Source organism: Candidatus Nomurabacteria bacterium (assembly GCA_023898425.1).
GTDB lineage: Bacteria > Patescibacteriota > Patescibacteriia > 2-12-FULL-60-25 > 2-12-FULL-60-25 > HK-STAS-PATE-2.
This window is the reverse complement of sequence record CP060222.1, coordinates 382,509-406,192: the sequence shown is the minus strand read 5'-3', so window position 1 is coordinate 406,192 and position 23,684 is coordinate 382,509. Positions and strand designations below refer to the sequence as shown.

Sequence of the window (23,684 nt, the reverse complement as noted above, 5' to 3'; positions counted from 1 at the left end):
AGTAGCTGGTGCTACTTCAGAAAAGAAAACTCTTGAGGTCCGTTGTCAAAACAAAGCTCAAGGTCTAATCCATGAAGGATCTTTGTTTCTCGATGAACGACGCTTGCCTTGAGTGCAGCAACGACGTTACGACGCAAACCATTGCCAATATAGAGACGCTTTATGCCTTGTTGGGCATTCACATCCAATACGTATTGAAGTAGCGAGCGAAAGATTGTTTCGTTTTCAGCATCAATACCGTAGAGAACGGCCCAATTTTGACGTTCCAGCAATTCACCCATCAGTTGCCGATGAATGAATTTCATATAAGCAGCTCCAACGACTTGATCGTCACGCTTTGCAAGATACAAGTTACCGCGTCTAGAAAGCGCCTGCAAAAAACTCGTTGGAAAGATCACGGCTTTGAGCAAGGATGCGCCAATACTGTTGGCTACCCTGCTTCGTAGCCGAGCGTCTACACGTAGTCCTTGCTCGTGCTCTCTATCAAGCTGCTGAATGCTAATTGGATGATTACTGTTATGAAGCACGCAAATCCTCCCGGTTCAATTGTGACAGATTGATAATACGGTAATGTGTTTCATCTTTCAAGCTATTTAGCGTAAAGATCTCGAGCTCTCTTTGAAGAGCGAGACTGACACCATCGATAACCGAGCATCCATAGTAACGAATCTCCCCTTTTAAGGGACCAAGAATCGTTTCTTTGAAGCAAGCGAGGCCAACGATGTCATAATCAACGCTTTTGCCTTGTGTGACCTTTACGAGTCGAACGCAGTCCGTGACCTCTTCTACTCTCAAAAAAGGCCGATCAACAGAACGAAGTCGAGGCTTGATTTTTGTAATCAAAGACTTCACTCGTTCTTGATGCTCTACTTCAAAAAGCATGAGCCCAGACAAATTCAGCCTCTCGGCAGAATAACCTTTTGCAATCTTTGTTGATGAAAACATCTCTTCCATCCTTGTAAAAGAACGCGAAACGATGTTGACAGTACATATTTTAATATAAATTGTCAATATTCTAAAGAAAAAACGTGTCCATAACCTTTGGTAGAATTACCTAGATTACAGACACGTTTAAGTAGTTAAGGTTTTTTGCTAGGCAGCTTTGGGCAAGAAGTTCATGAGGTGCTCGACCTCATGAACCGTGGCGGTGGTGAAGAACTCCTTTTCCCCGATCGTGAAAGTGAAGTGGACAATGTCCACCTCACTGATCGAATCAGAGTTGGTTGGCTCGATGAACTCGACCTTGAGCTCACCAAGGCATGCGGCCATCACTGAAGCGATATTTGCTACGTAATGATCGAGGTAGCCTGGGACGTCTTCACTTGCGGCAGCCAGAATGATGCGGCTGTCGATAGGAATCGAGGGGAGGATCGAGTAATCGATACACTCGTCGAACTCGAAAGTGATGACCTGTAGGTCGGGTCCATTGATCTCGAGCTCGAGAGGGTGACCCGACTTTCCGGGGACGATGGACAATGCCATCTCCGTACCTTCGGCCAGTTCTAGACCAATGAGAATGGGGTGTAGCTTTCTGAGCTTCAGCTCCTGTTGCATCAACTCTAGGTCGATCAACTTTGGGGCCTTTTTATCATTCTTCTTACCACTCATACCACCTCCAATGTTTTTGTGATGAGCGAGCATGATATATCAAAAAAATATGATTTTGTCAATATAATATAAAACGAACCCTGACATAGGTCAGGGTTCTAGCGATCGAGTGGAGCTTTTTGCTGCCACAACTTCCACAAAGCTTCTCGCTTACCAAGAATGCCGTAGATATTGTAATGCTCTTTTACAAGAGGCATCTCATCAGGTGGACGCACGACAGTTAAATTTATCGCATCGTCAGAAATACGACCAACAAGATCAGATACTACTCGTGTTGGCATCATTGTTGAGAAATCAGCGCTCTTTTGAATATATTCGCGCTTAAAACACTCAGACAAACTCGGAATGAGAGATAGGCTCTCTCCTTCGAAAGAAAAAACAACTTCGTGCAGCTGCCCCGAAGAGTAGTTCGCTGTTGGATACACCCAAGCAAGGCGCACCCTCGCATGAGCATCTGTATCAAGGACAACAAGGCGTTCAGGCGACTTACGGCATTTGAGCTGAATACAAATCAACTCATAACGCACCAAGCTTGTAATCATATGCCCGCTCTTGGGGGCGATTATTTCTTCAGAAGAGATCCGCTTTGCAGGGATCTCAGATTCTACTCTCACCTGAGCTGTTTGCTCATCGCTGCGAGTTGTTTGAGATTCACGCTCCATGCTGACCCTCCGAGTTTCCGTAGCGTCTATACGCTAAAAAGAACTAACAACAATTTAGACGATGGGGTGTATTTTGCCAATATAAAAAACAATCAGCGCACCTGAACAGCGTGCGGGAGCGCGCTCTTCTGACGACCGCCATCGAGTTGTAATACACGGATCCATTGACAAAACCGTAATAGAATACTATAAGCAATTGTCGTTCTTTTACCACAACAAAGGAATCCTTAATGAGCACACAGACACAAAAGGTTGCCGTGCACTGCCATGGCAGGCATTTGCAAGCAGTAGACTGGCATCAACATATGTGGCTTTCGAGCGACGGACGGTTGGGGCAGATACCGATGGCTCTGTATATCGCTATCAAAGAAGATGCTTCAATGCTCTCCTTTGGCACAGGCGCGTCCGAAATAAACGGCGTCAAAGAAGCGATCTGGACGAGAGACTTTGCCTTGAAAAACCTCATCTCATTGATGTTTGAAAAGTCATTCAAGGGACTGAGCGTCTCCACAATGAGACCACTTTTGGAAGAAGCCTTTCTTGACACTGAAAGTCAAAATACCGCGCAGGAGCTTCGCTGTATTTACGCCGAATACAAACGGCGGTCTATCACAAAGGTCATCACCGTGACGAATCCGTCACATGGGGCAAGATGTAGACGAGATCTAGACATCCATGTCGAAGACGTCGAACTGAGGCGAAACTCCTACGTCGCAACATCCGAAGTCCCGTTCGCAGGAGCGACCGTCGCTGACACCGCCATCCTTGAACCGCCACACCGCGGCGATGACAAATCACCTCCTTTCTATCGCTTAATCCCAAAGCTTTTCGGCATTGCTAGTGACAAGAAACAAGCATGTCATGATCAACTCAAAGCCCTACTAGAATCCTTCTAGTCACTGAATAGGGTTGCGCTCACGACTACCGTCGTGAGCGTTTTTGTATACAAATTACTTTCCGTATCATCTCATTAGCACAATACAAAAACCACCGCGTTTCTGCGGTGGTTTTTGTTGGTAGCTCCAAGGGGAATCGAACCCCTCTTTGCTCCGTGAGAGGGAGCCGTCCTAGCCGATAGACGATGGAGCCTTATTGAACCCACTTACCTTCTTGGCGAACCAAGAGGTCTTTTGCACGAAGTGGTTCTGCCATGAGTTCTTTGATGACCCGTTCCATGCGAACGCCCTTGGTATCAAGACCACCTTGAGAAGCTTTTGCGAGGATAATATCCCCTGGCTTAATGAGGTCTTGAAGAAAGAGTCCAGCTTCTGGTGTGTCCTCAATGTGATGAATGCGATCCGCTGACATACCGCCAGCCAAAGCACCATCCTTCATAGCGGTCGCGAATATACCACAGACAACCAAAACGTCAACGTTCGCACGAGCGGCTTCTTGGCCAATGCGAAAGTGCATTTCTTCTGCTTTATTGCCTAATTCACGATTTTCACCAAGACAAGCAATTTTTCGTTGGCCGGCAATTATTTCGATTTTTGCTAAGTCCTGCAATGCGGCAATAGTCGATGAAGGGGCGGCATTGTATGTATCATCTAATAACGTCGTTGATTTAATCCCAGGGAGAATACGCGTTCTGCCTGCCATAGCAGAAAAGTGCTCAACAAGATGTGATAAACGTTCTTCTGGTAGATCTAATGCCACAATCGTCGCTGCTGCTGCACAAAGGGCATATGCCATAGAGGTTCCAAATACTCCCTCAATAACAAAACGAAAAGGTTTTTGATAGCATTCGATAACAACCTCTAAAGCATGTGGCTCGTTTCCATGCAAAGTAGACCTTGTGAGAATACGTTTAGAAATTAGGCGAATATCAGCCCCATCATTTTCGCCATACGCAAGAACGTGCGCGTCTGTAAGATGGCGCATTGCAAATACACGGCTGTCATCAGCGTTAAGTATTACCGTACCGTTTGAGCGCACTTTTTTTACCAATGTAGATTTTTCTTCTGCAACGGCATCTGCGGATGGGTAAAACTCAACATGCACAGGCGCTAAGCTGCTATCGATAGGCGAAACCCCTGTTACGATAGAAATATCCGGAGGAGCGATCTGCGTTAAAAAAGCTAAGTCACCCGGTTTATCAGCGCCCATTTCTAAAACAAAAATATCCGCAGGCAATTTCCAGACACCAAGCTTAGCAAAAAAAGCTTTCGATACTATGCGTATCCAAGAAAAAACATTCTTTCCAGGATAGTTTGATTCGCCAAAAATCGTGAGCGGTAAACCGAGTTCATTATTAAAGTTTTTTTGTGATGATAGAACGCGTTGTTTATGCTCCGGGTCATACATTGCCGCTACAACCATTTGTCGCGTTGTTGTTTTGCCTACAGAACCAGTAATACCTATGATGGTAGGCTTTGCTTTTTTCGCTGCTGCAGCACCTGAAGCGAGAAAAGATTCAATGTATGTAGGCATAAGTGATACTTATCAGACCATACGCGTTTTAGGTACGCAAGATCAATGTGTTCCGTTTTCTGTGGATGAAGCTGTAGGATCAGCTTCTTTTGTAGCTGTAGTAGATGTAACAACAGGAAGCGGAGGTAGCTCTGGTTTCTTTGTATACGGACGTTCTGGTGGTACCTGCAAATAAGAGAGTAAGAAGCTCGCCATCTCACCAAATACTGGAGCGGCTGAAGATTCGGCATATTGCACCGTACGAGGCTTAACGATTTTTACGTACATAACAAAGCGTGGGTTTTCAACCGGTGCATAACCGGCGAAATTACCGATAGTTCCATCTGTTAGGTAGCCACCATTCTTTGTGTCTGGGATCTGTGCTGTACCTGTTTTACCAGCAACATAATAACCAGGTACACCCGCATGCTTACCATGACCTTTTTCAACAACACCAACAAGCATTCCACCAATTAAACGAGAAGAACGAGATGAGATAACTTGTCGTAGTTCTTGAATAGGGGTTTTAATGACCGTCCCATCAGGATGGATAATCTCTTTTACTAAATGCGGCTGCATCAACAGACCGTTATTTGCCAGAGCACCAAAAGCAGACAACATTTGTATTGGCGTTACAGAAATACCTTGTCCAAAAGAGGCGGTTGCTGCATAAATCTGACCCTTCTTCTCAAGTGGACGCAAATCACCTGAAGCTTCTGCGGCAACTTCTATGCCCGTTCTTTTGCCAAAGCCAAACTTTTCCATATAGTCCTTGAATAAGTCCTTGCCTAATAAGCGCTGTACAAAAATAGTACCTGTGTTTAATGATTCTTCTAAGACTTGAGACATGGTCTGTGTGCCATGTGCTAATTTATCTGAGTTACGAATGGTAAAGTCATCAATCTTTTCTTCGCCGGTATCAACGTATGTTGTATTTGGATTAATCTTTTCTGCATCAATACCAGCAGCGAGTGTAAAGGCTTTAAATGTAGATCCTGGTTCAAATTGCACAAACGTCGCTGGATTATTTAAGACACCAATATCATCAATCATTCGATAATTTGCTGGATCATAATCAGGGGCGCTACACATAGCCCAGATCTCCCCTGTCTTTGGATCCATCACCGTGATACTTGCGCTATCTGCTTGGTAACGTGCGACGGCATCAGCGGCGTGCTGACAGGCTTCATATTGAATGGTTCGATCGAGCGTCAAAACAATATCAGAACCATCAACGGCATAAGACAAATCTGTCGTACCAATACTCAAACGACGACCACGCGCATCTTTCTCAATTGAGAGAGATCCGTAAGTACCAGAGAGTTGCGCATCCATTTCACCTTCAATGCCATATTTACCTTGTCGCTTACCAGCATCATCTTGTCCGACAAAGCCAAAGACCTGACCACCTAAACCTTGCTCTGGATAAAAACGCGCTAATACCTTGGTCACACCGATGCCTGGTATTTTTAACGCCTTTATCTCATCACTTTTATTCGCGTCTACCTCACGTGCTAAAACTGCATAGGTGGTTGTAGGCGAAAGAAACTTTGCTAATAATTCTTCAGGCGGAATATCTAAGACAGGACCAAGTGCTACGGCCGAGCTTGTTGCTTGGTCTTCTTTCATTTCTCGCTTTAACATGAAAACCTGCCATGCATCACGATCTTTCGCGACGGGATGTAATGTTTGGTCAAAACGATCTTGTACATAGAGCGTTCCACGACGTGGGACAAGCTGTGCCTGCACCTCATGCTGATCTGAAGCAAGGATTTTATAGGTCTTACCTTCTACGACTTGCAGTTGGAATAAACGACCAAGGATAATAACGGCTAAAAGACTAAAAAGAACCGTAACAAGCAAAAGACGGCCTTCAAAACTTGGTTCTTGAGAGGCTTTTTTTGACGTTATCTGATAAGAGGCCCGAGTACTGCGCATTACCAAGAGTATATCACATTACCAGAATCTTTTTGTCTTGATTCTGTCTGGTAAAAAATCCTGTTTCGCTTGTGGATTATCGGGCGTATAAATATAACCCTTTCCATATCCGAGATCTTTCATGAGAGATGTTGGGGCATTACGGATAGCGAATGGAACACCGTCATTTGGATTTTCTCTCACTTCTTTGGCGGCATTATTGTATGCACGGTACGCATCAATAGATTTTGGTGCTTTGGCGAGATAACCAACAAGATGCGACAAATTTACCGCACATTCTGGCATCCCAATAAAATGACACGATTGATAAGCGGCAACAGCAAGAATAAGTGCCTGTGAATCCGCTAGACCTACGTCTTCAGAAGCAAAACGAACGAGCCGTCTTGCAATATAAAGAGGATCTGCACCTGCTTCGAGCATTCGCGCTAACCAATAGACACCAGCGTCCGCATCATTACCTCGTAATGACTTATGAAGTGCAGAAATTAAGTTGTAATACTCTTCGCCATTTTTATCATAGGCAAGAAAACCCTTTTGCAATAAGTCTTCTAATTCTGCCACGGAAAGATGTTTATCACCCTTAGGTGTCGCTGCAGCAGACTTAATGAGCATTTCAAGTACCGTAAGCGCTTGACGAACATCGCCGTCAGCCATTTGAGCTACGCGATGCAATAATCCATCATCAACCGTAATACCAATCTTTCGAGATGCTTTTTCAATTTCTACAGCGTGAACAAGCACTACTTCAAGCTCTTCCGCTTCTACACGTTCAAAAACAAATACTTTTGAGCGTGATAATAATGCGCGATTTACTTCAAAACTTGGATTTTCTGTGGTGGCGCCTATCAGAACGATCAACCCACGTTCAACGGCAGGCAGCAAAGCATCTTGTTGGGATTTATTTAAGCGATGAATCTCATCTATAAACAAGATTGTGCGAACCGTATGCCATTTAAGATCACTCTCTGCTGTTTTTAATACTTCGCGTATTTCAGGCACTCCAGATAATACCGCCGAGATTTCAACAAATTTTGATGCAGTAATGGTAGCAATCAAGCGTGCAAGCGATGTTTTGCCTGTACCTGGTGGACCCCAAAAAATCATTGACGCTAAATCATCCGCCTCGATCATTCGACGTAATGAGGCCGTTTTTCCGACTAATTTCTTTTGTCCAACAAAATCATCAAATGTTTTTGGACGCATTCTTTCTGCAAGCGGTCGCCAGCTTTGATCTCGTTGAGACGCAGCTAAATCAAATAGATCTGTCATGGCCAAATTCTATCGAACAGAAATAGAACGTGCAACTAGAGCCCTTGCTCATTTTTTACTGTGATAACATAATCAAGATCTATGTCGAAAACCCTTTCAATTGTCTCATGGAACGTTAATGGCATTCGTGCTGCAGAGAAAAAAGGTTTTCTTGAGTGGTTTCATACCTCAGACTATGACATTGTGTGCTTGCAAGAGACAAAAGCGCATGTTGGCCAGCTTTCACCTGAACTCGTTCATCCTGAGGGCTATGAGTCGTATTGGAGCTCGGCTATTCGTAAAGGCTATAGCGGAACTGCAATTTATACTCGTCTCTCACCTATCCTTGCTATCACCACGTTTGGCGATCCCTTTTTGGACGGCGAAGGAAGAATCGTTCTGCTTGAATTTGAAAAGTTCTTTTTATTTAACGTGTATTTTCCAAACGGTGGTTCTGGCGAAGAACGATTAGCATTTAAATTAGAATTTTACCGACGTTTTCTTAAGCTCATCGAAGGGTACCGTCAAATAAAACCCATTGTTGTTTGTGGGGATGTAAATACGGCACATACAGAAATTGACCTTGCGAGACCAAAAGAAAATGCCAAAGTCAGTGGCTTTATGCCCATCGAACGTGAATGGGTTGATAAGCTTGTTGAAACTGGCTATATCGATACCTTTCGACTCTTTGAAAAAGAAGGTGGGCACTATACCTGGTGGGATATGAAAAGTGGTGCCAGAGCAAGAAATGTAGGCTGGAGAATCGATTACTTCTTTGTTTCAAATGAGCTAGAAAAAAACGTAAAAAAAGCCTGGACAAATCCAGAAAAAGAAGGCTCAGATCATTGCCCAGTTGGATTAACCCTCTCATTTTGAGAGGGTTTTTATTCGTGTGGATTATATAACCAGATGGTGCTTTTGCTCACAGCGATGTCCTTAGGCAATACAAGACCATGCGCGATAGCATAAGGTACATCATTACCAAGAAAGAGCACATCTCTTCTTTTATCTGGTTCAACAGCTAGATAAAGTGCCCTCTGAACAAACGATGAACAAATATACTCGTCAGTAGCGAGGACATGTCTTACAAGTTTCTTTGTAAGCTGTACACCGATAAAACGCGAAAGCAAGAACTGAAAGAACAGATACATAACATGGTCATAGTCATACTCAATATCAATAACATCTAAAAAGAATCCTCTAAAGCGGTCAATCTCTTTAGGCGTTAGACCCGGCACGCGTTTAAAACCTATCTCATATTCATATTCTTGTAAGGCGAATGTTTCGAGGCGATGTAATCTCACCGTTTCATTAGCTTCGATTAAAATAACAGATAAAACCTCATCTCCTGATTTAACAATTTCAAATACAATGGAAACATGAGTCCAGTATGAACGGCTGACAATTCTATTGAGTGTTCTTTGCCAGCCAATTTTTCCATGAAAAAAGACTATGTCACCAATCTGAAGATGTTTGATGGCTTCATTATAATTTTTATAAACTGACTTGGGCTTGCGTTTTTTTCTGTATTGTTCCATATCAGTGTTTATTATAGATCCATTCGCTTAAAGGGCTTCGGCCAAAATCAGCGGGTGACGTTATATCGAGTAATTGCATAGGTGTAAATGCACGATTACCAAAAAGCACCTTCATGCGCACCGTTGGATCAAGTGCTTCATAGTAGGCTTTTTGTACCAAGGCAGAACACGAATATCTCTGACGAGTTAAAACTTGTTTTTTCGCCATGAAAAAAATATAGGGCTTTATCAGTCTCCAAGTTTTTAGTGGATAGTATGGCGTATCAATATTCATGAGAGCATAAGACCGTATCTTATGACGCTGAGCACGAGTGAGCCACGTTACACGTTTAATACCGATATCAAATTCTTTTGGATCGTTTAAATATTTATCAAGCGCATGTATTTCTGCGCCAAAGTAAAACGGTCTATCAGCCGAGCCCTGAATCGACTCAATAATAATGTTCGTTGAGTAACCACGTTCGATGTTTTTACCAAAGATGACTAGTGCTATGTGATCCCAGTAGCTATTCGTAATACGTCTAAATATCGCTCGTCCTATACCACCGTTCTTTTTACGTATTAAAACGATATCCCCGGTAAGCAGTTTTGGTAACTTACCGTTGATATATTCAAGAGGAGAAACCGTGACATGTTTATACCTCGTATGAGCAAGTTTTTTTGCAATGCGTTTTTGATTTTTCGCTGTTGCGAGCTCTTGTTGTTTTTTAAAAAGAAATGATATCATGCGAAAATGAAAAGCTCCCTACATATTACCACAGACGAGAAGCTTGATGTTGTTGATATCTCTTCTGAGCTCTTATCAACATTCAATATCAAAGAAAAAGACGCCCTGGGCAAACCTATGGATCAATGGCTTGATCGACAATGCCTAAGATCGTTTTTAAAGGATGTCTTACTTGCATACCGAGGCGAAAAAATATTTGAACACAATGCAACACTCGTTATAAATGGGGCAAAACATTTTCTCTCTATGGACATGATCCCAACTATTAAAAAAAACGACAGTCTTGCGAGTAAGCTTCAGTTTAATATCACTATCAAAAACCAAGCGGTTGATTGTACCCCGCTTTTTAAAGCAGTTCGATCAAATTGAACTACTCGTGAGCATTAAATACCCACATGGTATTTTTACTAGAAGATATTGTTTGTGGATTTACAAGATACATTTGTTCAACAAAAGTAAGTTCTGCAACATCGTTAAATAGAGCGGCTCTTCTACGTCCTGGCTCAGAAGCAAGGTATAAGGCGCGCTGGGCAAACGTTGTACAAATATACGAATTATCATGACTAAATTTTTTTACGAACCATCGGTAAGCCTTATTCCCTAAAAAGAAACTTAATATTCGTGCAAACATAATAGCGAATATATATGTGTAATCATATGGGATATCCAGAGCATCCAAAAAGAATCCACGAATACGATCTCTATCAAGTTCAGTGAGACCTGGAAGTCTTTTGATGCCAATATCATAACGCTCACTAGCGACATACGTCTCTAAACGATGGACCTCAATTGTTTCATTTGCTTCTACAATCGAAACAGATACAACCTCTCCACCAATGTTCACCGTTTCAAAGACCATGGCAGCATGTGTCCAGTAGCTTTGACTCAACTCCCGGATCGCTCGACGGAACAATCCATTAGAACGAGAGCGCATTAACACAATATCACCTACTTCTAGGTGTTGCATGGCCTCTTTTATTGTTGGGTAGAGCGTTGCCATAATTAGTGCTGATTATAGATCCAAGTCGTCACATCACTATTCGCGATATCTGCCGGTGAAGTGATGTCTAGAAGTTGAATCGGCATATAGTCAAGCTTACGAAACATAATTTTTTGTCGATCAGCTAAATCAACGGCTTCGTAGTAGGCTTTTTGTATAAGCGCCGAACACGTATATCGCTGTGTAGCTAAGATGCGTTTTCTTACACTCGGGAGAATAAGACCGAGCAAAAACTTCCATGTCCAATACGGATAGTATGGCGTATCTACATAGGCCAAAGCATAGGCTCTTACTCTTTGTCTGAGCGACTTATCTAGCCAAGTAAATCGTTTGATACCTATATCAAACTTTTCAGGATCATCTAGATATTTATTAAGACGATGAAGCTCGGCACCGAAATAATAGGGCTTCGTCCACCCACCACGCAATGACTCTAAAATAACATTAGACGAATACCCACGCGAATGATTCTCGCGGTACATAATCATAGCCGTATGATCCCAATAACTGTCAGTGATGATACGAAGGATTTTGCGTGCCAGACTCCCCTTTTTATGTCGAATAAGCACAATATCACCTGATAACAACATTGGAAGCTTGCCATTTTGCTCTTCTAACGGTGATAAACCCCCTTCTAGCTCACGCTTTTGTAGCACTCCTAAGATTCGCGTCGCGTGCTTGCGATGCTTTTGTTCTGCTGGAGTCTGTTCAAAAGAAGGTGTCATGATAAACTACAAGAGCTATGTCTACTACTTACAAGTTTACTACAGACCGCCACTTTCGTCTTGTGGACACGGATCCAGAATTGTCAGCTTTGCTATCTGTGAAGACTCTTATTGGCGAAGCACTTGATGAGTATGTCACACGTGAAGACTTACCACATTTTTTACAATGTATAGTTGATGTCTTTAAAGGTACCGAGATCAAACGCGAACCGGTTCACTTTCTGATTGGTGAAGCTAAATATAAAACACTGATAAATCTAAAACCCATTTCTGATAAGCATGGGCTTTTAACAGCCATCAAAGGTAGCGTCGTTTTACTTGATGAGCCCCTTCTCATCAAAAACGTGAAGAAGACAAAAAACACTTAACGCAGCGGCAAAGAAGCACCATACCGAGGTAAATACCGTCCAGAAAAGAACAAAAGAAAAAATAACAGCAAATAAACCAATAACACCCATTGGTCGCACCCAGCGATAACTCGAAAGCAAAGGCGCCACACAGGCAGAAACAAGATATCCAAGTGCAAGCGGTATTAGTACCGGTAGCTGAATTGGCACATCATACTGCAAACAACTTTGATGAATGAGTATTTGCATGGGTGTCATCAACAAAACCATGAGCAATCCTAAGCTTGTTGCTACCCCTATAAAAAGAAGCGCTAGCATAAGGCGTCTCTTTTTTGCGTCCAACTCAGCCTTGTAGAGCGAAAGTGGGATAAACCATGGCCAAAAGAGAAAGGCAAAAAACATAAACGCATACCCTAAATACTGATTTGGCTGTCCCGCATGTACGAGCATCCATTGAAAACCCTCTATGCCTTGTTGTATCCCAAATAATAATGGCGCTAGAGCGATGAAACGATCTTTTGGTTTTGCCTTAGTTAAGGCATAAGCACCTACTGGAATCAACGTTGCGGATGCAACGAAACTTGCTGTAGCTGAAAAACACATATATTAAAACTTTATCACGAAAGTTCACAAAATGACCAAGACCAATCTTTGACAGCCCCTTGTCCGACTGGCATCTTCAGTGCGTGGCTTGCCACATTTATTTATCTTTAAACCCTATAAAAACATGTCTCATTTAACAGAAGGCGCTCGCGTACCTGAGGTTGTATTTAAAACCCGCGTAAGAGATGAGAGCGTCGATGGTCCTAACCCGTATCGCTGGCAGGATCTCTCGACCAACGATATCTTTGCTGGTAAAAAAATTGTCTTGTTCTCATTACCTGGCGCATATACCCCTACCTGCTCATCAACGCATCTTCCTGGTTACGAAGCTGCAAACGATGATTTTAAAGCGCTTGGTGTTGACCAAGTTATCTGTCTCTCCGTTAACGATGCTTTCGTAATGTTCAACTGGGGCAAAGCACAGAATGTAGAAAAAACCTTCTTGCTTCCAGATGGTAATGGTGACTTCACTCGTGGCATGGGTATGCTCGTAAAAAAGAGCAATCTCGGCTTCGGTGACCGCTCCTGGCGCTACTCAATGTATGTTGTAGACGGCGAAATCAAGAAGATGTTCGTAGAACCTGGCTTCTCTGATGACTGTCCTACAGATCCGTTTGAGATCTCAGATGCGAAGACCATGCTTGATTATCTAAAGACGCAACAGTAAACAGAACCTTAGATTAATAAACACCCCACATGTGGGGTGTTTATTAATTATGTCTTATGAACGTATAAATAATATAATTAACATATAGCCTGCAACCATTTTTTGCTAAATAAAGCCATATTTTTTGCACAAAGAGGCGTTTTAGATTGACAAAATGGACAAATTCTGGCACAATCTCGCTTGTATTCTGTTATTATTTTATGCATATACTCTCTACTGACTGCTTAGCAAATATACCTGGGAATCGAGCCATTGAAGAAGGCGGCTTAGCACGGTTCTCTGCACAATTAGCTTTGTATTTAAAGAAATCAAAGCATCAGTATACTGGAATAATCATAAGAAAAGCAGACCTTTCAAAACCACAAGCAAAATCCGTATATAAACGTGGCTCCTTAGAATATATCGATCTGACGTTTCCTAAAAAGCTAGCAGTAAAAGTACGCAAAGCAAATCAACCCATAGACCCAACAGCAGTGCTAAGCAAGGTTATTGAACTCATAAGAGAACAACTACGAACATTGAAGCCAGATATAGTATTAATAAATGGAATGTTTTTAAGCCCTTGGTTGCTATTGATAGCTGCACATAAAGAAGGGATACCTGTCGTCCAATTGCATGCTGGCATACTGCATATAGAAGTCGATACTTACGCCGAATATTATACATCTCATACAGAAAATTTACTGAAGAGATTTGAAACTGATTCGGCTACTCTTGCCACAAAACAAGTCTTCTTAAATAGCTACAGCGAAGAAGTTTTTCAAAAAACAGTGCTGAGAACATCAAAATCAAAGCGCTGTATAATTCCACTTCCCGCCCTTTAGCAAGGCATCAAAGAAGAAACCACGATCTAAAAATACTCACAAAAATATAAACGTAGGTCTGGTTGCAAGATGGGACAGAATCAAGAATCACAATGCCGTGTTAGCACTAGCTGAGGAAATTGACGCACAAAAACTGCCTATCAAACTTCATGTTATTACAACAATTCTCGAGTCCAACAAACTTCAGAAGATGAAAAAAAAAAAAGATACCGAGAGCTCATTGAGGTGCACAAACCCACTGATAGTAAGGGGATTTTAAAATTCTTCAGTACAATGGACATCGCCATATTGCCTTCTTTGTTCGACGTATCTCCCACCGTTGTCCTAGAAGCTGCTTCACAAGGCATTGGAACCATTATCTCATCCTCTGTAGGATGGGTAAACCATTACCGAAAAACTGGCAACGCTGAATGGATTGGCGATTTTAACAAACCCAAAACCATAGTAAAAAAGATTGAAAAACTAGCCGGAACACCGCTTTCAGCAAAATTAATAAGTTTGTTCGAGAAAGAGCACGACCCTGAAAAAATATTTAAACAATATATCAAGTTATTTAAATCATTAATTTAACCTGTCCAATTGTAGTTATGAAGATAGCCCAACTCGTCTCAAACCTATACCCAGTTGACCCTCGATCAACTAAAGCTATTTATTCACATACAGGCGAACTGTCTGACGCTCTCGCAAAACAAGGGCATACCGTTACCGTATTTGGCTCAGCGGATTCAAAAGTAAAAACTCTGCTACACGGTTACCCATCTCGCTCACTAGCCCTATCATCCTTGCCCGAAACTGCTATCAGAAACCACACTCACGCATTAATCTCACAATGCTACAGCAGAGCAAGTGAATTTGATATAATTCACTCTCATTTTTCTTTATTGAGTTCTTTTTTCATTCAAACCTTGTTACTACCCCTACTGTATCATCGGTTCATACCACTATTACAGAAGAATTAAAGCCGCTTCTTCGTCAGTATAAAGATAATAACTACATTTCTTTTCGCTAGCTCAAAGAAAACAACTCCCAGAGCTAAACTGGGTTGCTAATATCTATCATGGCATTGATACAAATGTGTTTAAGTTTAGTAATACGCCTAAAGACTATTTCTTGTGCATTGGTAGACTTACTGAAGTAAAAGGTATTCATCTGGCTATTGAGGCTGCCAAAGCAACCAATTCTAAACTCGTAATCGCTGGGAAAAGCTACGCTAACGAAGGATACTGGCAAGAACATATCGAACCGCATATTGATGGTACAATGATTAGCTACGTTGGCGAAGCTGATCTAGAAAGAAAAAATCGAATTATTTCAGAATGCGAAAGGCCTGCTTTTCCCAATTCAATGGGACGAAGTATTTGGTCTCGTTATGATTGAAGCAATGTCTTGCGGTACTCCTGTAATCGGCTGGAACCGAGGATCCGTACCAGAGGTTGTACAACATGGTGAAACAGGTTTCGTTGTATCTTCAACTGAAGAAATGATTGATGCAATCAACAACATTGATAAAATTAATAGAAAAGCATGTAGAAACCGTGTTGAAAGACTATTTAGTGTGAATAAAATGGTTCAAGGATATAACAACGTATACCATCGTATTGTTCAAAAGAATAAGAGAGACGTAGAGCAAAAGAAACAAAGTTAATATACTCTATCTTTGCAGTCACACTGTAGTAAACTATACAAGTATGTCTCATAAACATCATTTTTCTGATTATACTCAAAGCGATATCCGAAAAGCTGAGCAAATATTTGCTGAACAGAGAAAAAGCATAGAGCCACTCCCAGCCATCAAAGATGATTGTATTATCAGCATCCTCGTAGCTGTATATAACGAATCTCTTTCACGCATTAAAAAACAAATACGTAGCTTTAACTCACAAACCTTAGAGAAAGACCTCTACGAACTTGTTTTTATAGTTAATAATCCTCCGATTAAAAAAACTGACCGCAGCGCTCTAAAGCAGAACTCACTAGTTATTAAGTACTTGTCAAATATTTCTCATAAAAATATTCATGTAATCGATCGTTCATCAAAAGGACGAGAATTAACTTTTGGCAATATCGGCGAAGCTAGAAATATCGGTCTTTTGAGTATTTCAAAACGTTATTTTGATCAAAAAAGAGACGGGATTATTATACATACTGATGCCGACACCTTTCCAAAAGATGATCAGTATCTCGCCAAAGTTAAAAGAGCTTTTGATATCCCAAAAGTTTACGGCGCGGCCGGTGGTATCAGATTCGTGCTTTCGTTAGATAATAATACGAAAAAGAATAGAGGCTTTTTTGAAGCTCATCTTTCCGTTTTTCATAAATACGTTAGATGGAACTTTTTATTAAGCGCACTTGAAACAGATGTATCAAGACTAAAGTTTGAGCCAACTACATTTTCAGGCGCTCATATGATTTCACGTGCTATAGCATCTATTTGCGTAGGCGGTATTAAGCAAGTGAATCGAACCGAAGACTACCTGTTCGGTGTATCGCTGCTTGAATTTGCAAAAAAACATCACGGGAAAATTCTCAGTATGAGAGATAAGTGGATAATGATTACTTCCTTGAGGGAATCTACCCGGTCAGGCACTTCATTCGGTCCAATATTTAATAATATCAAAGAAACTAACGGCAAACCACTCGTTAGAGACACAGCCACACCTTTTTTTCCAGTTTTTGCTAAAAGACTGCTAATAAAAATGGCAAAACTACCAAATAATCAACAAATGATTACAGCTAACCATTTTTTTGATATAAGTCTTAAAATTTCAAAAGAGGAGTTGCTTGCTATAAAGAAATTAATATCGCAACTAAAAAAAATAGAGGATACTAACAAATATTACGTTATCTACGAAGAAATACGCGCCAAGGATACACACACGATCTTGCATAAGTTTTTTAATAGACTCTATAAATTAATGTATCCAAAGATACAACTTAACGATAATGCATTAGCCGACCTACAAAAAAAAGTGTTTGCTCACCCAAAGAGAAAAGCCTATGCACTAAATGCGATCAAATATTATGGGACCTACTATTTAGATTGACTGCGAAAAAGTAAAAAGCCCCAGCTCAGTGAGCGGGGCTTTTTTCAGATCATGAAACTGTTTAGCGCATAACTTCGGCCAGGCACTCGTCGAGAGCGGCCAGACCAACCAAACAGATAAACAATTGCATCGCCGTGACTGTTGACGATGGCTCAAAAAGTGATCCCTTGTCTTTAAGTATGATTGAAGAGAACTCCTCTCCCATCACCTTCATCGAAAAGACATGCTTTTTCTTATCGAGCTTGAAGCTCGCGGCGGGGATGCTTTGCCCTAGGACGTCTTGATCGACGTAATACGGGATGATCTTTTCTTGAGCAGATCGCAATGCCTCGTGAACAAACAATGCGTCGCGTTTTTCTAGATAAGAAAGCATTTTCGTTGCATCCACGCTTAACTTGGATTGCAGAAGAAAAGCCTTGGGATACTCTGTAGGCAAGTCAAGTACAATTCGCTGTGAAGTCGAGTTTTTGAACTCTTCTTGCTCTTGAAAGGCAGTAAATACCGCTTTCATCGAGTAGTATGCGTGCATCAATGCATCAATGAGCATGCAGGTATCATCCACGCTTCTGATAGACGGAATGGTAATACTCCACGTCTCCGTGAGATCGCCGGTATTCAGTACGGAGAAACATTGACCATACCCCCAATCATTCTCACCATTGTAGTGAGTAAAATCACCAAGAATTTTTTGATCACGTTTCTCCGTGATTTCGCTCCGATGGTGATATGCCACTTCGACTGCTTTGCGAGCAATCTTTGCCGCAAGACAAGACGAAAGATGGATGTGAATATGGTCAGCGTCTTGGGTAAGACCGTATCCATAGCCATGTACGCTGTTTTTTTGCTGCGAAACGTTTTCCATTACCAATCCTTTGCAACCGTTAAATGAGCCAATAAAACCTTACATTATTTATACAAAAGGTCAATACTATAATAAAAAAGCCCCACGAAGAGTGGGGCGCTCTAAGAAGGCTGAAAACAGACCGCATCCTGCGGACGAAGGCTATTATCAAGCCAAACGAGATTTGCATTACCAAAATGGAATCGTTTGAGAGTATCCTCCCAATCTAGACCATAGAATTCTGCAAAGATCATCAAACCCGTAACACAATGCGTAACAACGAGTATCACGCCCGTATCATGCGTTTGGATGATTGATCCCAGCACGCGTTTTGCTCTTGCGCGTAATTCGGGGAAAGACTCCCCGTTTTTAGGCATCCGAGCAAAGCTTCTTTTGCCGGCGATGATGATACCACCGGTATCAACCTTTAGAGCCTCGGACTTTGTCATCCCCGTAAGGATGCCCATATCACGCTCTTGAAGATCGCGCTTAAGCATCGCTGTAGATGTATTAAGCGTACTCGTAATGATTTCTGACGTCTGCTGCGCACGGAGCGCGGTAGACGAATAGACCATGATTGGCCGTATCCCTTTCTGCTGGAGATACCGCGCCGCTTCTTGAGCTTGCAAAATACCGAGTGGCGTGAGAACTGAATCTCGACGACCACCCAGTATGCCAGCAAGGTTGTCCTTGCTTTGAGCATGCCGAGCGAGCAAGATTCGCGCTGTCACGTTTCACATCCCTTCTAAGGTCCTAGACCAGAAAACGGTATCGGAATTGAACGAAATGCGCAAATGCGCTATTTCGACACTACAGCTTCTTTGATACCATGTTTCTATGAACGCTCTCTACGCGATACTTACGCTTCTCATCATCTATTTCTCCCTCGAATATCTCAAAACAAGTGGTTTGATTCGTATTGGTCAAAACATGGCTCAAAAGACCCAACCGTTTACTCGAGAACTCAATCTCACAACAGAGCGTATTCTTATTATAGGTGATAGCACTGCATACGGCACGGGCGCATCATCACCAGAAACCTCACTTGCAGGCCTCCTTGGTAAGCGGTATCCAAATGCCGCAATCATTAATGAAGGAGTTAACGGCATGCGCATCCATGAACTTAAAGAAGCTCTTGAAGAACTAGACGATGAATCCTTTCGCCTCATTCAAATCCATATTGGAGGTAATGACATTGTTCATGGGACAGATCCAGCTGAATACAAAAAAGATTTGACTGCTGTTTTGCAAAAAGCAAATACCATGTCATCACATGTCATCTTAGTAACTTGTGGCAATGTGGGTACAGCGCCGCTTCTCCCCTATCTCTCTCGTTGGTATTTTGAAAAACGTACACGAGAGATCCGAGACATCTCAATAGAAGTAACGAAACAATTTCATGTCGACTACGTGGATCTCTTTCATGAAAAAAAGATGAGGACCCGTTTGCTCAAGAACCGAAAAAATACTACGCAAAAGATCTTTTCATCCAAGCAATGATGGTTACGCCTTTTGGTACGAGCAAATCAGAAATAACTATCCACCAGAATTATAAAACCCCTGCGATCATCCTTGGATGAAAGCAGGGGGTACATCAACGATGTTTGTTGATTTCTTCTTCGATCGCATCGAGAGCAGCGATAGGATCTTGCGCCTCAGTGATGGCACGTCCAATCACCAGCCTCGTTGCTCCGAGACGCATCGCACCAGAAGGCGTATTGAAACGCTTCTGATCATGCGTATTAGCTCCAGCAGGCCTGATGCCCGGTACGATGATATCGACCTTGCTAAACCCATCGCGCCTCAAAAGTGCGACTTCATCAGGCGAGCACACGATACCGTACGCACCACCAGCCTGTGCGATTCGAGCAAGCTTTAGAGCTGCTTCGTCAGTTGGACGTCCATATACTATATGCGCTGCTTTGGCATCAAGTGACGTAAGCACCGTCACCGCGTAGATCTTGGCTACTCCTGCATCAACAGCAGCACGAATCATCTCGACCCCACCACTTGCATGAACAGATAGGATATCAGCCTCCTCCATCGCCTTCACCCGAAGCGCGACGGTATTTGGGATATCATGGAGCTTATAGTCCACCCAAACGCGCGTAGCGCCAGCGTCCTTCAAAGCAGCGACCGCTGCCCGTCCACACTCATCGCGGAGACTGTGGATCTTGGCCGCGTAGATACGTGAACCTACTTGCTTCATGAGCTGCGCGCTTGCTTCGAGGTCGAGCCCATCGAGTGCCAAAATGATGCGAGATTCAGACATTTGTCCTCCTTGTTTACAAAAATGCGAGACTATCAGACATTAGTAGATAGTTCTTTAAACGTCAAAAACCCGACTCTTATGGAGCCGGGTTTAGATTACGACATCGTAATCATCATCTGCATCTTTTCTTCCATCGCTTCCTTAGTCATACCAGCGAGCATCATCTTTTGAATTTCATCTGCGTGCTTTGCCATACCGTGTTCGGTAAGGTCAGTCATGACTTCTTGCTCAGAATTACCCTTCGCGACAAAAGGACATTCAATACCACTCACGTCTTTACAGGAAAGATTATACATGTGTTTTAGAGAAAATAATTATAGAAACATAATACGTTTGCGACAATAAGTGCACAAGTATTGCTACTTAAAACATGTTTGATTATACTCTCGTAAATTTCTTTCAAGACAATATGCCTACCTTTTTGGGTATGAAAAACTACCCGGTATCCGATATTAAAATAGCACGCAATCGCTGTGCTAAGGTGCTAACAACCTACAAATACCCGTTACCGCCTCTGCATGAGGAATGTATCATGAGCATTGTCATCCCTGTTTATGATGAGTCGACCACACGTCTACGAGACCAGCTTCGATCTATCAATGCGCAAACGGTAAACGCTACGCAATGCGAGATTGTCTATATCGTAAACAATGGCGATCGAGCCACTACACCAAAGCCCGTATTAGCAGCGAACAATAAAGCACTCGCTTTTTTAAAGAAGGCTAAAGCCGCATTCCACTCATTGTCTTAGATTACACATCCAAAGGCCATGAACTTGAGGTAGGTAATGTCGGTAACGCAAGAAATACCGCTATCCATCTTGTTGCACAAAGGTACCTTAACCAAAATAGAGATGGGATCCTCTTTCAAACAGATGCAGACACTTTATTGACGAGCAATCGTCTTCTATCGTCGATGATTGCTGATTATAAAAAATATGGATGCATCGGCGCATCCGGCGGTGTTCGATTTGTGCTCTCTATGGATAGTCGTAAAAACAAGATCAGCTATTTTATAAACGCCATCTCCGTGACTTTAACATGTTTGCACAATGGGGTTACTTAATAAAAGCCCTCCATAACCGTAAACTAGCTCCCCTTGTCACACCCACACGCTTTTCGGGCGCGAATATGAGCTCACTCGTTATCGCTGCCGTTTGTGCTGGAGGAGTTCCGAAGCTCCATCGTGGTGTCGATCTTTATTTTGGAGAAAAACTAGAGCTTTATGCTAAAAACGAAATGCACTTATCTTGCCACGACGCGATAAATGGATTGTTCAAACCTCTTTTAGAGAGTCCACCCGCACTGGTAGCTCTTTTGGAGGCGCCTTCAGCTATATGCGCCATCACAATGGACGTCCTCTCGTCACCCCAATGACCGCGCCTGCCTTTCAGACATTCTTAAAAAACAACAAGCAAAGAGAAAGACACCTCTCAAAAAGAAAGACTTTTCAACGTTTGAAGCAGAAATGCAAGAAGAATATCTAAAACGTTACCCAAAAGTTCCGATAAGCAATGCTTCGTTTAAACAGTTAAAAGATCGAATCTATAAAGATGCAAAGCGTCGCGCTTACGCTGAGAATGCTATCAAATATTTCGCAACCTTTCATCTCAAATAAAAACGCCCCGTTTGGGGCGTTTTGATTACGACATCGTAATCATCATCTGCATTTTATCTTCGAGATCATCTTCGGTCATTTCTTCATCATCCATCATGGTATTGATGTGATCTTCGTGCTTGGTAAAAACATGATCTTTCACGTCGTCGATGACTTCGATTTCTGAGTCACCATCAGTTTTATATGGGCAGCTGAGCCCACTAACATCCTTACAGGATAAGTGATACATAGAGGTAAAATGTATTAGCCAGAAAATGGTATCGAAACACCATCTACTTTGCAAGATGCCTAAAACCCCTTTATACTTAAGGAAATTATGGCTATCTCCCCACCTGTGACATGTGTCAACTCGAGCTCTCAGACTATGGCGCTATCCTCCTCAGCCCACCAGACAGCAAAGATATGGTTCGCAAAGATCATATTTGCAAGAACTGCTATCAAAAGCTAAACGAGATGATTCAAAAGAAACATGTTATTTAATGATTTCTTTCACGAGTGATGGAACATCCACATCAAACGAAGTGGTGTCAACATAAATAACTTTGTCCGCATGAGAAAATGGCACCAGCTTTGTTAGAGCTATTTTCTTGATTGATTCAAGATTCTCACCATCAACATGACCAGGATGTCTTTCGCCGGACTCGTATCTCTTTTGAAACCGATCAATCAATACAGAGGGCTCAGTCGTGCAGATTATCTGGACAAAATGCAAACCATATTTTTCTTTGTAAGCAGAGAACCGATCATTCGCGTATTCCGGCACAAAGTTACTTTCAACGACGCAATCAACACCAGCGTCTAGCAATACCTCAAGCGAAAGATATAGCAACTCGTAGCTCGCCACTCCGTATTTTCTTGATGTCTCGCGATTATCCCATCCTAGCGAATCAAATAGTGCCTCCTTGTAGGCATCTCGAGCAATCAAAGAAACGCCAAGCAACTTAGCTACTTCTTTGCTAATGGTCGTTTTTCCTGTGGCTGGATGACCGGATATGATGATAAGTCGGCTCATAGTCTTAATAAAATTTCTCCCCTTCTTTAACATCTCTAATATCATTTGAAAACGTCTCTCCCTCGTCTCCGGCTTTTTTGCCGTATTCAAGCGAAATGAAATCGCCATAATATTCGCCTTGGTCAGCGTCGCAACAAACGCCTTCATCTTTTGATCTTTGTTAATCACCTTCATCAAATCCGCCGGGATTTCGGCTTTACTTGAGGGCGCATAAGCATTATCAAGACGTCCGTCATTCTTTGCAGCTTCGTATTGTTTCAATCCTTCAGCGTGCATTTTCTTTTCTTTTATCAAACGTTCAATATGTTCCATATTACGTTGCGACCAAATGCTCCGCGCACGACGTTGCGAAAACTTTTGAATAAACGACTTATTATCATACGTTTTCTTTTGACTATCGATCCAACCATAACAAAGCGCTTCATCAAGAGCTTCTTCATACGAAAACGTTTTCAAACCAGAATCTTTTTTGAAGAAGCGAATCCAGATCCCCTCTTCTTGCTTGTGATTCTTTGACAGCCACTTACGAAATTCGGCTGCGGTTTTGAAGGTGATGATTTCGCCTTTGATCATGCGAATAGCCTAGCAGAAAATCGCCCCTG

32 protein-coding genes and 1 tRNA gene are annotated in these 23,684 nt (G+C 42.3%); 14 read left to right on the top strand and 19 right to left on the bottom strand.

Annotated elements, in window-relative coordinates:
* Positions 1–11 precede the first annotated feature (11 nt).
* From H6759_02395 to H6759_02380, 4 genes are all read right to left on the bottom strand, one after another.
* Positions 12–527, bottom strand: coding sequence for a hypothetical protein (locus H6759_02395; GenBank protein USN52889.1), 516 nt, complete (start codon positions 525–527; stop codon positions 12–14).
* Positions 517–945 carry a hypothetical protein gene (locus H6759_02390; protein USN52888.1) on the bottom strand — a complete coding sequence of 143 codons (429 nt, stop codon included), beginning with the start codon at positions 943–945 and terminating at the stop codon, positions 517–519. Before H6759_02390 ends, H6759_02395 begins: the two co-directional genes overlap by 11 nt.
* Before the next feature lie 147 nt (positions 946–1,092).
* The gene (locus tag H6759_02385; protein ID USN52887.1) at positions 1,093–1,608 is read right to left on the bottom strand and encodes a hypothetical protein; all 516 of its coding nucleotides are present in this window, start codon (positions 1,606–1,608) and stop codon (positions 1,093–1,095) included.
* A gap of 98 nt (positions 1,609–1,706) precedes the next feature.
* The gene (locus tag H6759_02380; protein USN52886.1) at positions 1,707–2,270 is read right to left on the bottom strand and encodes a hypothetical protein; all 564 of its coding nucleotides are present in this window, start codon (positions 2,268–2,270) and stop codon (positions 1,707–1,709) included.
* 305 nt (positions 2,271–2,575) lie between these two features.
* Between H6759_02380 and H6759_02375 the strand changes: the two genes are divergently transcribed.
* The gene (locus H6759_02375) at positions 2,576–3,166 is read left to right on the top strand and encodes a hypothetical protein (GenBank protein USN52885.1); all 591 of its coding nucleotides are present in this window, start codon (positions 2,576–2,578) and stop codon (positions 3,164–3,166) included.
* 118 nt (positions 3,167–3,284) lie between these two features.
* On the opposite strand, the gene H6759_02370 is transcribed toward H6759_02375, so the two are convergent.
* The 4 genes from H6759_02370 to H6759_02355 all read right to left on the bottom strand — a co-directional run bounded on the left by H6759_02370 (position 3,285) and on the right by H6759_02355 (position 7,886).
* Positions 3,285–3,359, bottom strand: a tRNA-Glu gene (locus H6759_02370).
* Complete coding sequence (locus H6759_02365) at positions 3,360–4,700, bottom strand: hypothetical protein (GenBank protein USN52884.1); 1,341 nt, start codon at positions 4,698–4,700, stop codon at positions 3,360–3,362.
* A gap of 42 nt (positions 4,701–4,742) precedes the next feature.
* Positions 4,743–6,617, bottom strand: a complete 1,875-nt coding sequence (locus tag H6759_02360) for a penicillin-binding protein 2 (GenBank protein ID USN52883.1) — start codon at positions 6,615–6,617, stop codon at positions 4,743–4,745.
* A gap of 18 nt (positions 6,618–6,635) precedes the next feature.
* On the bottom strand, positions 6,636–7,886 hold the full coding sequence (locus H6759_02355; protein USN52882.1) for a replication-associated recombination protein A: 1,251 nt from the start codon (positions 7,884–7,886) through the stop codon (positions 6,636–6,638).
* Positions 7,887–7,967: 81 nt separating this feature from the next.
* Here H6759_02355 and xth point away from each other — a divergent pair, with 81 nt between their 5' ends.
* Positions 7,968–8,741: an exodeoxyribonuclease III gene (xth, locus tag H6759_02350; protein USN52881.1), complete on the top strand. Its 774-nt coding sequence runs from the start codon at positions 7,968–7,970 to the stop codon at positions 8,739–8,741.
* A gap of 8 nt (positions 8,742–8,749) precedes the next feature.
* Here the strand turns inward: xth and H6759_02345 are convergent, their stop codons facing one another.
* Together H6759_02345 and H6759_02340 are read right to left on the bottom strand one after the other, a co-directional pair.
* On the bottom strand, positions 8,750–9,403 hold the full coding sequence (locus H6759_02345; GenBank protein USN52880.1) for a hypothetical protein: 654 nt from the start codon (positions 9,401–9,403) through the stop codon (positions 8,750–8,752).
* Between the two features lies 1 nt (position 9,404).
* Positions 9,405–10,130, bottom strand: coding sequence for a hypothetical protein (locus H6759_02340; GenBank protein USN52879.1), 726 nt, complete (start codon positions 10,128–10,130; stop codon positions 9,405–9,407).
* 6 nt (positions 10,131–10,136) lie between these two features.
* On the opposite strand from H6759_02340, the gene H6759_02335 reads away from it, so the two are divergent.
* Entirely contained in the window at positions 10,137–10,499 is a 363-nt protein-coding gene (locus tag H6759_02335; GenBank protein ID USN52878.1) for a hypothetical protein, read from the top strand.
* A gap of 1 nt (position 10,500) precedes the next feature.
* On the opposite strand, the gene H6759_02330 is transcribed toward H6759_02335, so the two are convergent.
* Both H6759_02330 and H6759_02325 read right to left on the bottom strand, forming a co-directional pair.
* Complete coding sequence (locus H6759_02330; GenBank protein ID USN52877.1) at positions 10,501–11,130, bottom strand: hypothetical protein; 630 nt, start codon at positions 11,128–11,130, stop codon at positions 10,501–10,503.
* A 2-nt stretch (positions 11,131–11,132) separates the two neighbouring features.
* Complete coding sequence (locus H6759_02325; protein USN52876.1) at positions 11,133–11,855, bottom strand: hypothetical protein; 723 nt, start codon at positions 11,853–11,855, stop codon at positions 11,133–11,135.
* Positions 11,856–11,872: 17 nt separating this feature from the next.
* Between H6759_02325 and H6759_02320 the strand changes: the two genes are divergently transcribed.
* Positions 11,873–12,223, top strand: coding sequence for a hypothetical protein (locus H6759_02320; protein ID USN52875.1), 351 nt, complete (start codon positions 11,873–11,875; stop codon positions 12,221–12,223).
* On the opposite strand, the gene H6759_02315 is transcribed toward H6759_02320, so the two are convergent.
* Positions 12,170–12,805 (bottom strand): hypothetical protein, encoded by a 636-nt coding sequence (locus H6759_02315; GenBank protein USN52874.1) that lies wholly within the window; start codon positions 12,803–12,805, stop codon positions 12,170–12,172. The two genes, H6759_02320 and H6759_02315, sit on opposite strands and share 54 nt — an antisense overlap.
* Before the next feature lie 124 nt (positions 12,806–12,929).
* On the opposite strand from H6759_02315, the gene H6759_02310 reads away from it, so the two are divergent.
* From H6759_02310 to H6759_02280, 7 genes are all read left to right on the top strand, one after another.
* Positions 12,930–13,472, top strand: coding sequence for a peroxiredoxin (locus H6759_02310; protein ID USN52873.1), 543 nt, complete (start codon positions 12,930–12,932; stop codon positions 13,470–13,472).
* A 200-nt stretch (positions 13,473–13,672) separates the two neighbouring features.
* Positions 13,673–14,296, top strand: a complete 624-nt coding sequence (locus H6759_02305) for a hypothetical protein (protein USN52872.1) — start codon at positions 13,673–13,675, stop codon at positions 14,294–14,296.
* 225 nt (positions 14,297–14,521) lie between these two features.
* On the top strand, positions 14,522–14,866 hold the full coding sequence (locus tag H6759_02300) for a glycosyltransferase (GenBank protein ID USN52871.1): 345 nt from the start codon (positions 14,522–14,524) through the stop codon (positions 14,864–14,866).
* A gap of 17 nt (positions 14,867–14,883) precedes the next feature.
* Positions 14,884–15,255: a glycosyltransferase gene (locus H6759_02295; GenBank protein USN52870.1), complete on the top strand. Its 372-nt coding sequence runs from the start codon at positions 14,884–14,886 to the stop codon at positions 15,253–15,255.
* A 115-nt stretch (positions 15,256–15,370) separates the two neighbouring features.
* Positions 15,371–15,673, top strand: coding sequence for a glycosyltransferase (locus H6759_02290; protein USN52869.1), 303 nt, complete (start codon positions 15,371–15,373; stop codon positions 15,671–15,673).
* Positions 15,597–15,941 carry a glycosyltransferase gene (locus H6759_02285; GenBank protein ID USN53032.1) on the top strand — a complete coding sequence of 115 codons (345 nt, stop codon included), beginning with the start codon at positions 15,597–15,599 and terminating at the stop codon, positions 15,939–15,941. Before H6759_02290 ends, H6759_02285 begins: the two co-directional genes overlap by 77 nt.
* Before the next feature lie 43 nt (positions 15,942–15,984).
* Complete coding sequence (locus H6759_02280; protein ID USN52868.1) at positions 15,985–17,340, top strand: glycosyltransferase family 2 protein; 1,356 nt, start codon at positions 15,985–15,987, stop codon at positions 17,338–17,340.
* Between the two features lie 61 nt (positions 17,341–17,401).
* Here the strand turns inward: H6759_02280 and H6759_02275 are convergent, their stop codons facing one another.
* Both H6759_02275 and H6759_02270 read right to left on the bottom strand, forming a co-directional pair.
* On the bottom strand, positions 17,402–18,202 hold the full coding sequence (locus H6759_02275) for a hypothetical protein (protein USN52867.1): 801 nt from the start codon (positions 18,200–18,202) through the stop codon (positions 17,402–17,404).
* Positions 18,203–18,303: 101 nt separating this feature from the next.
* Complete coding sequence (locus tag H6759_02270; GenBank protein ID USN52866.1) at positions 18,304–18,912, bottom strand: histidine phosphatase family protein; 609 nt, start codon at positions 18,910–18,912, stop codon at positions 18,304–18,306.
* Positions 18,913–19,018: 106 nt separating this feature from the next.
* Here H6759_02270 and H6759_02265 point away from each other — a divergent pair, with 106 nt between their 5' ends.
* Entirely contained in the window at positions 19,019–19,681 is a 663-nt protein-coding gene (locus H6759_02265) for a hypothetical protein (GenBank protein ID USN52865.1), read from the top strand.
* 94 nt (positions 19,682–19,775) lie between these two features.
* Here the strand turns inward: H6759_02265 and pyrF are convergent, their stop codons facing one another.
* A complete protein-coding gene (gene pyrF, locus H6759_02260; GenBank protein USN52864.1) occupies positions 19,776–20,453 on the bottom strand; it encodes an orotidine-5'-phosphate decarboxylase in 678 nt (225 codons plus the stop codon).
* A gap of 95 nt (positions 20,454–20,548) precedes the next feature.
* A complete protein-coding gene (locus tag H6759_02255; GenBank protein USN52863.1) occupies positions 20,549–20,749 on the bottom strand; it encodes a DUF1059 domain-containing protein in 201 nt (66 codons plus the stop codon).
* Positions 20,750–20,985: 236 nt separating this feature from the next.
* Here H6759_02255 and H6759_02250 point away from each other — a divergent pair, with 236 nt between their 5' ends.
* Entirely contained in the window at positions 20,986–21,204 is a 219-nt protein-coding gene (locus H6759_02250) for a glycosyltransferase (GenBank protein ID USN52862.1), read from the top strand.
* Between the two features lie 716 nt (positions 21,205–21,920).
* Positions 21,921–22,070 (top strand): hypothetical protein, encoded by a 150-nt coding sequence (locus H6759_02245; GenBank protein USN52861.1) that lies wholly within the window; start codon positions 21,921–21,923, stop codon positions 22,068–22,070.
* Positions 22,071–22,095: 25 nt separating this feature from the next.
* Here H6759_02245 and H6759_02240 read toward each other — a convergent pair whose 3' ends face one another.
* Together H6759_02240 and H6759_02235 are read right to left on the bottom strand one after the other, a co-directional pair.
* Positions 22,096–22,299, bottom strand: a complete 204-nt coding sequence (locus H6759_02240) for a DUF1059 domain-containing protein (protein USN52860.1) — start codon at positions 22,297–22,299, stop codon at positions 22,096–22,098.
* 243 nt (positions 22,300–22,542) lie between these two features.
* On the bottom strand, positions 22,543–23,655 hold the full coding sequence (locus tag H6759_02235; GenBank protein ID USN52859.1) for an AAA family ATPase: 1,113 nt from the start codon (positions 23,653–23,655) through the stop codon (positions 22,543–22,545).
* Between the last annotated feature and the right edge of the window lie 29 nt (positions 23,656–23,684).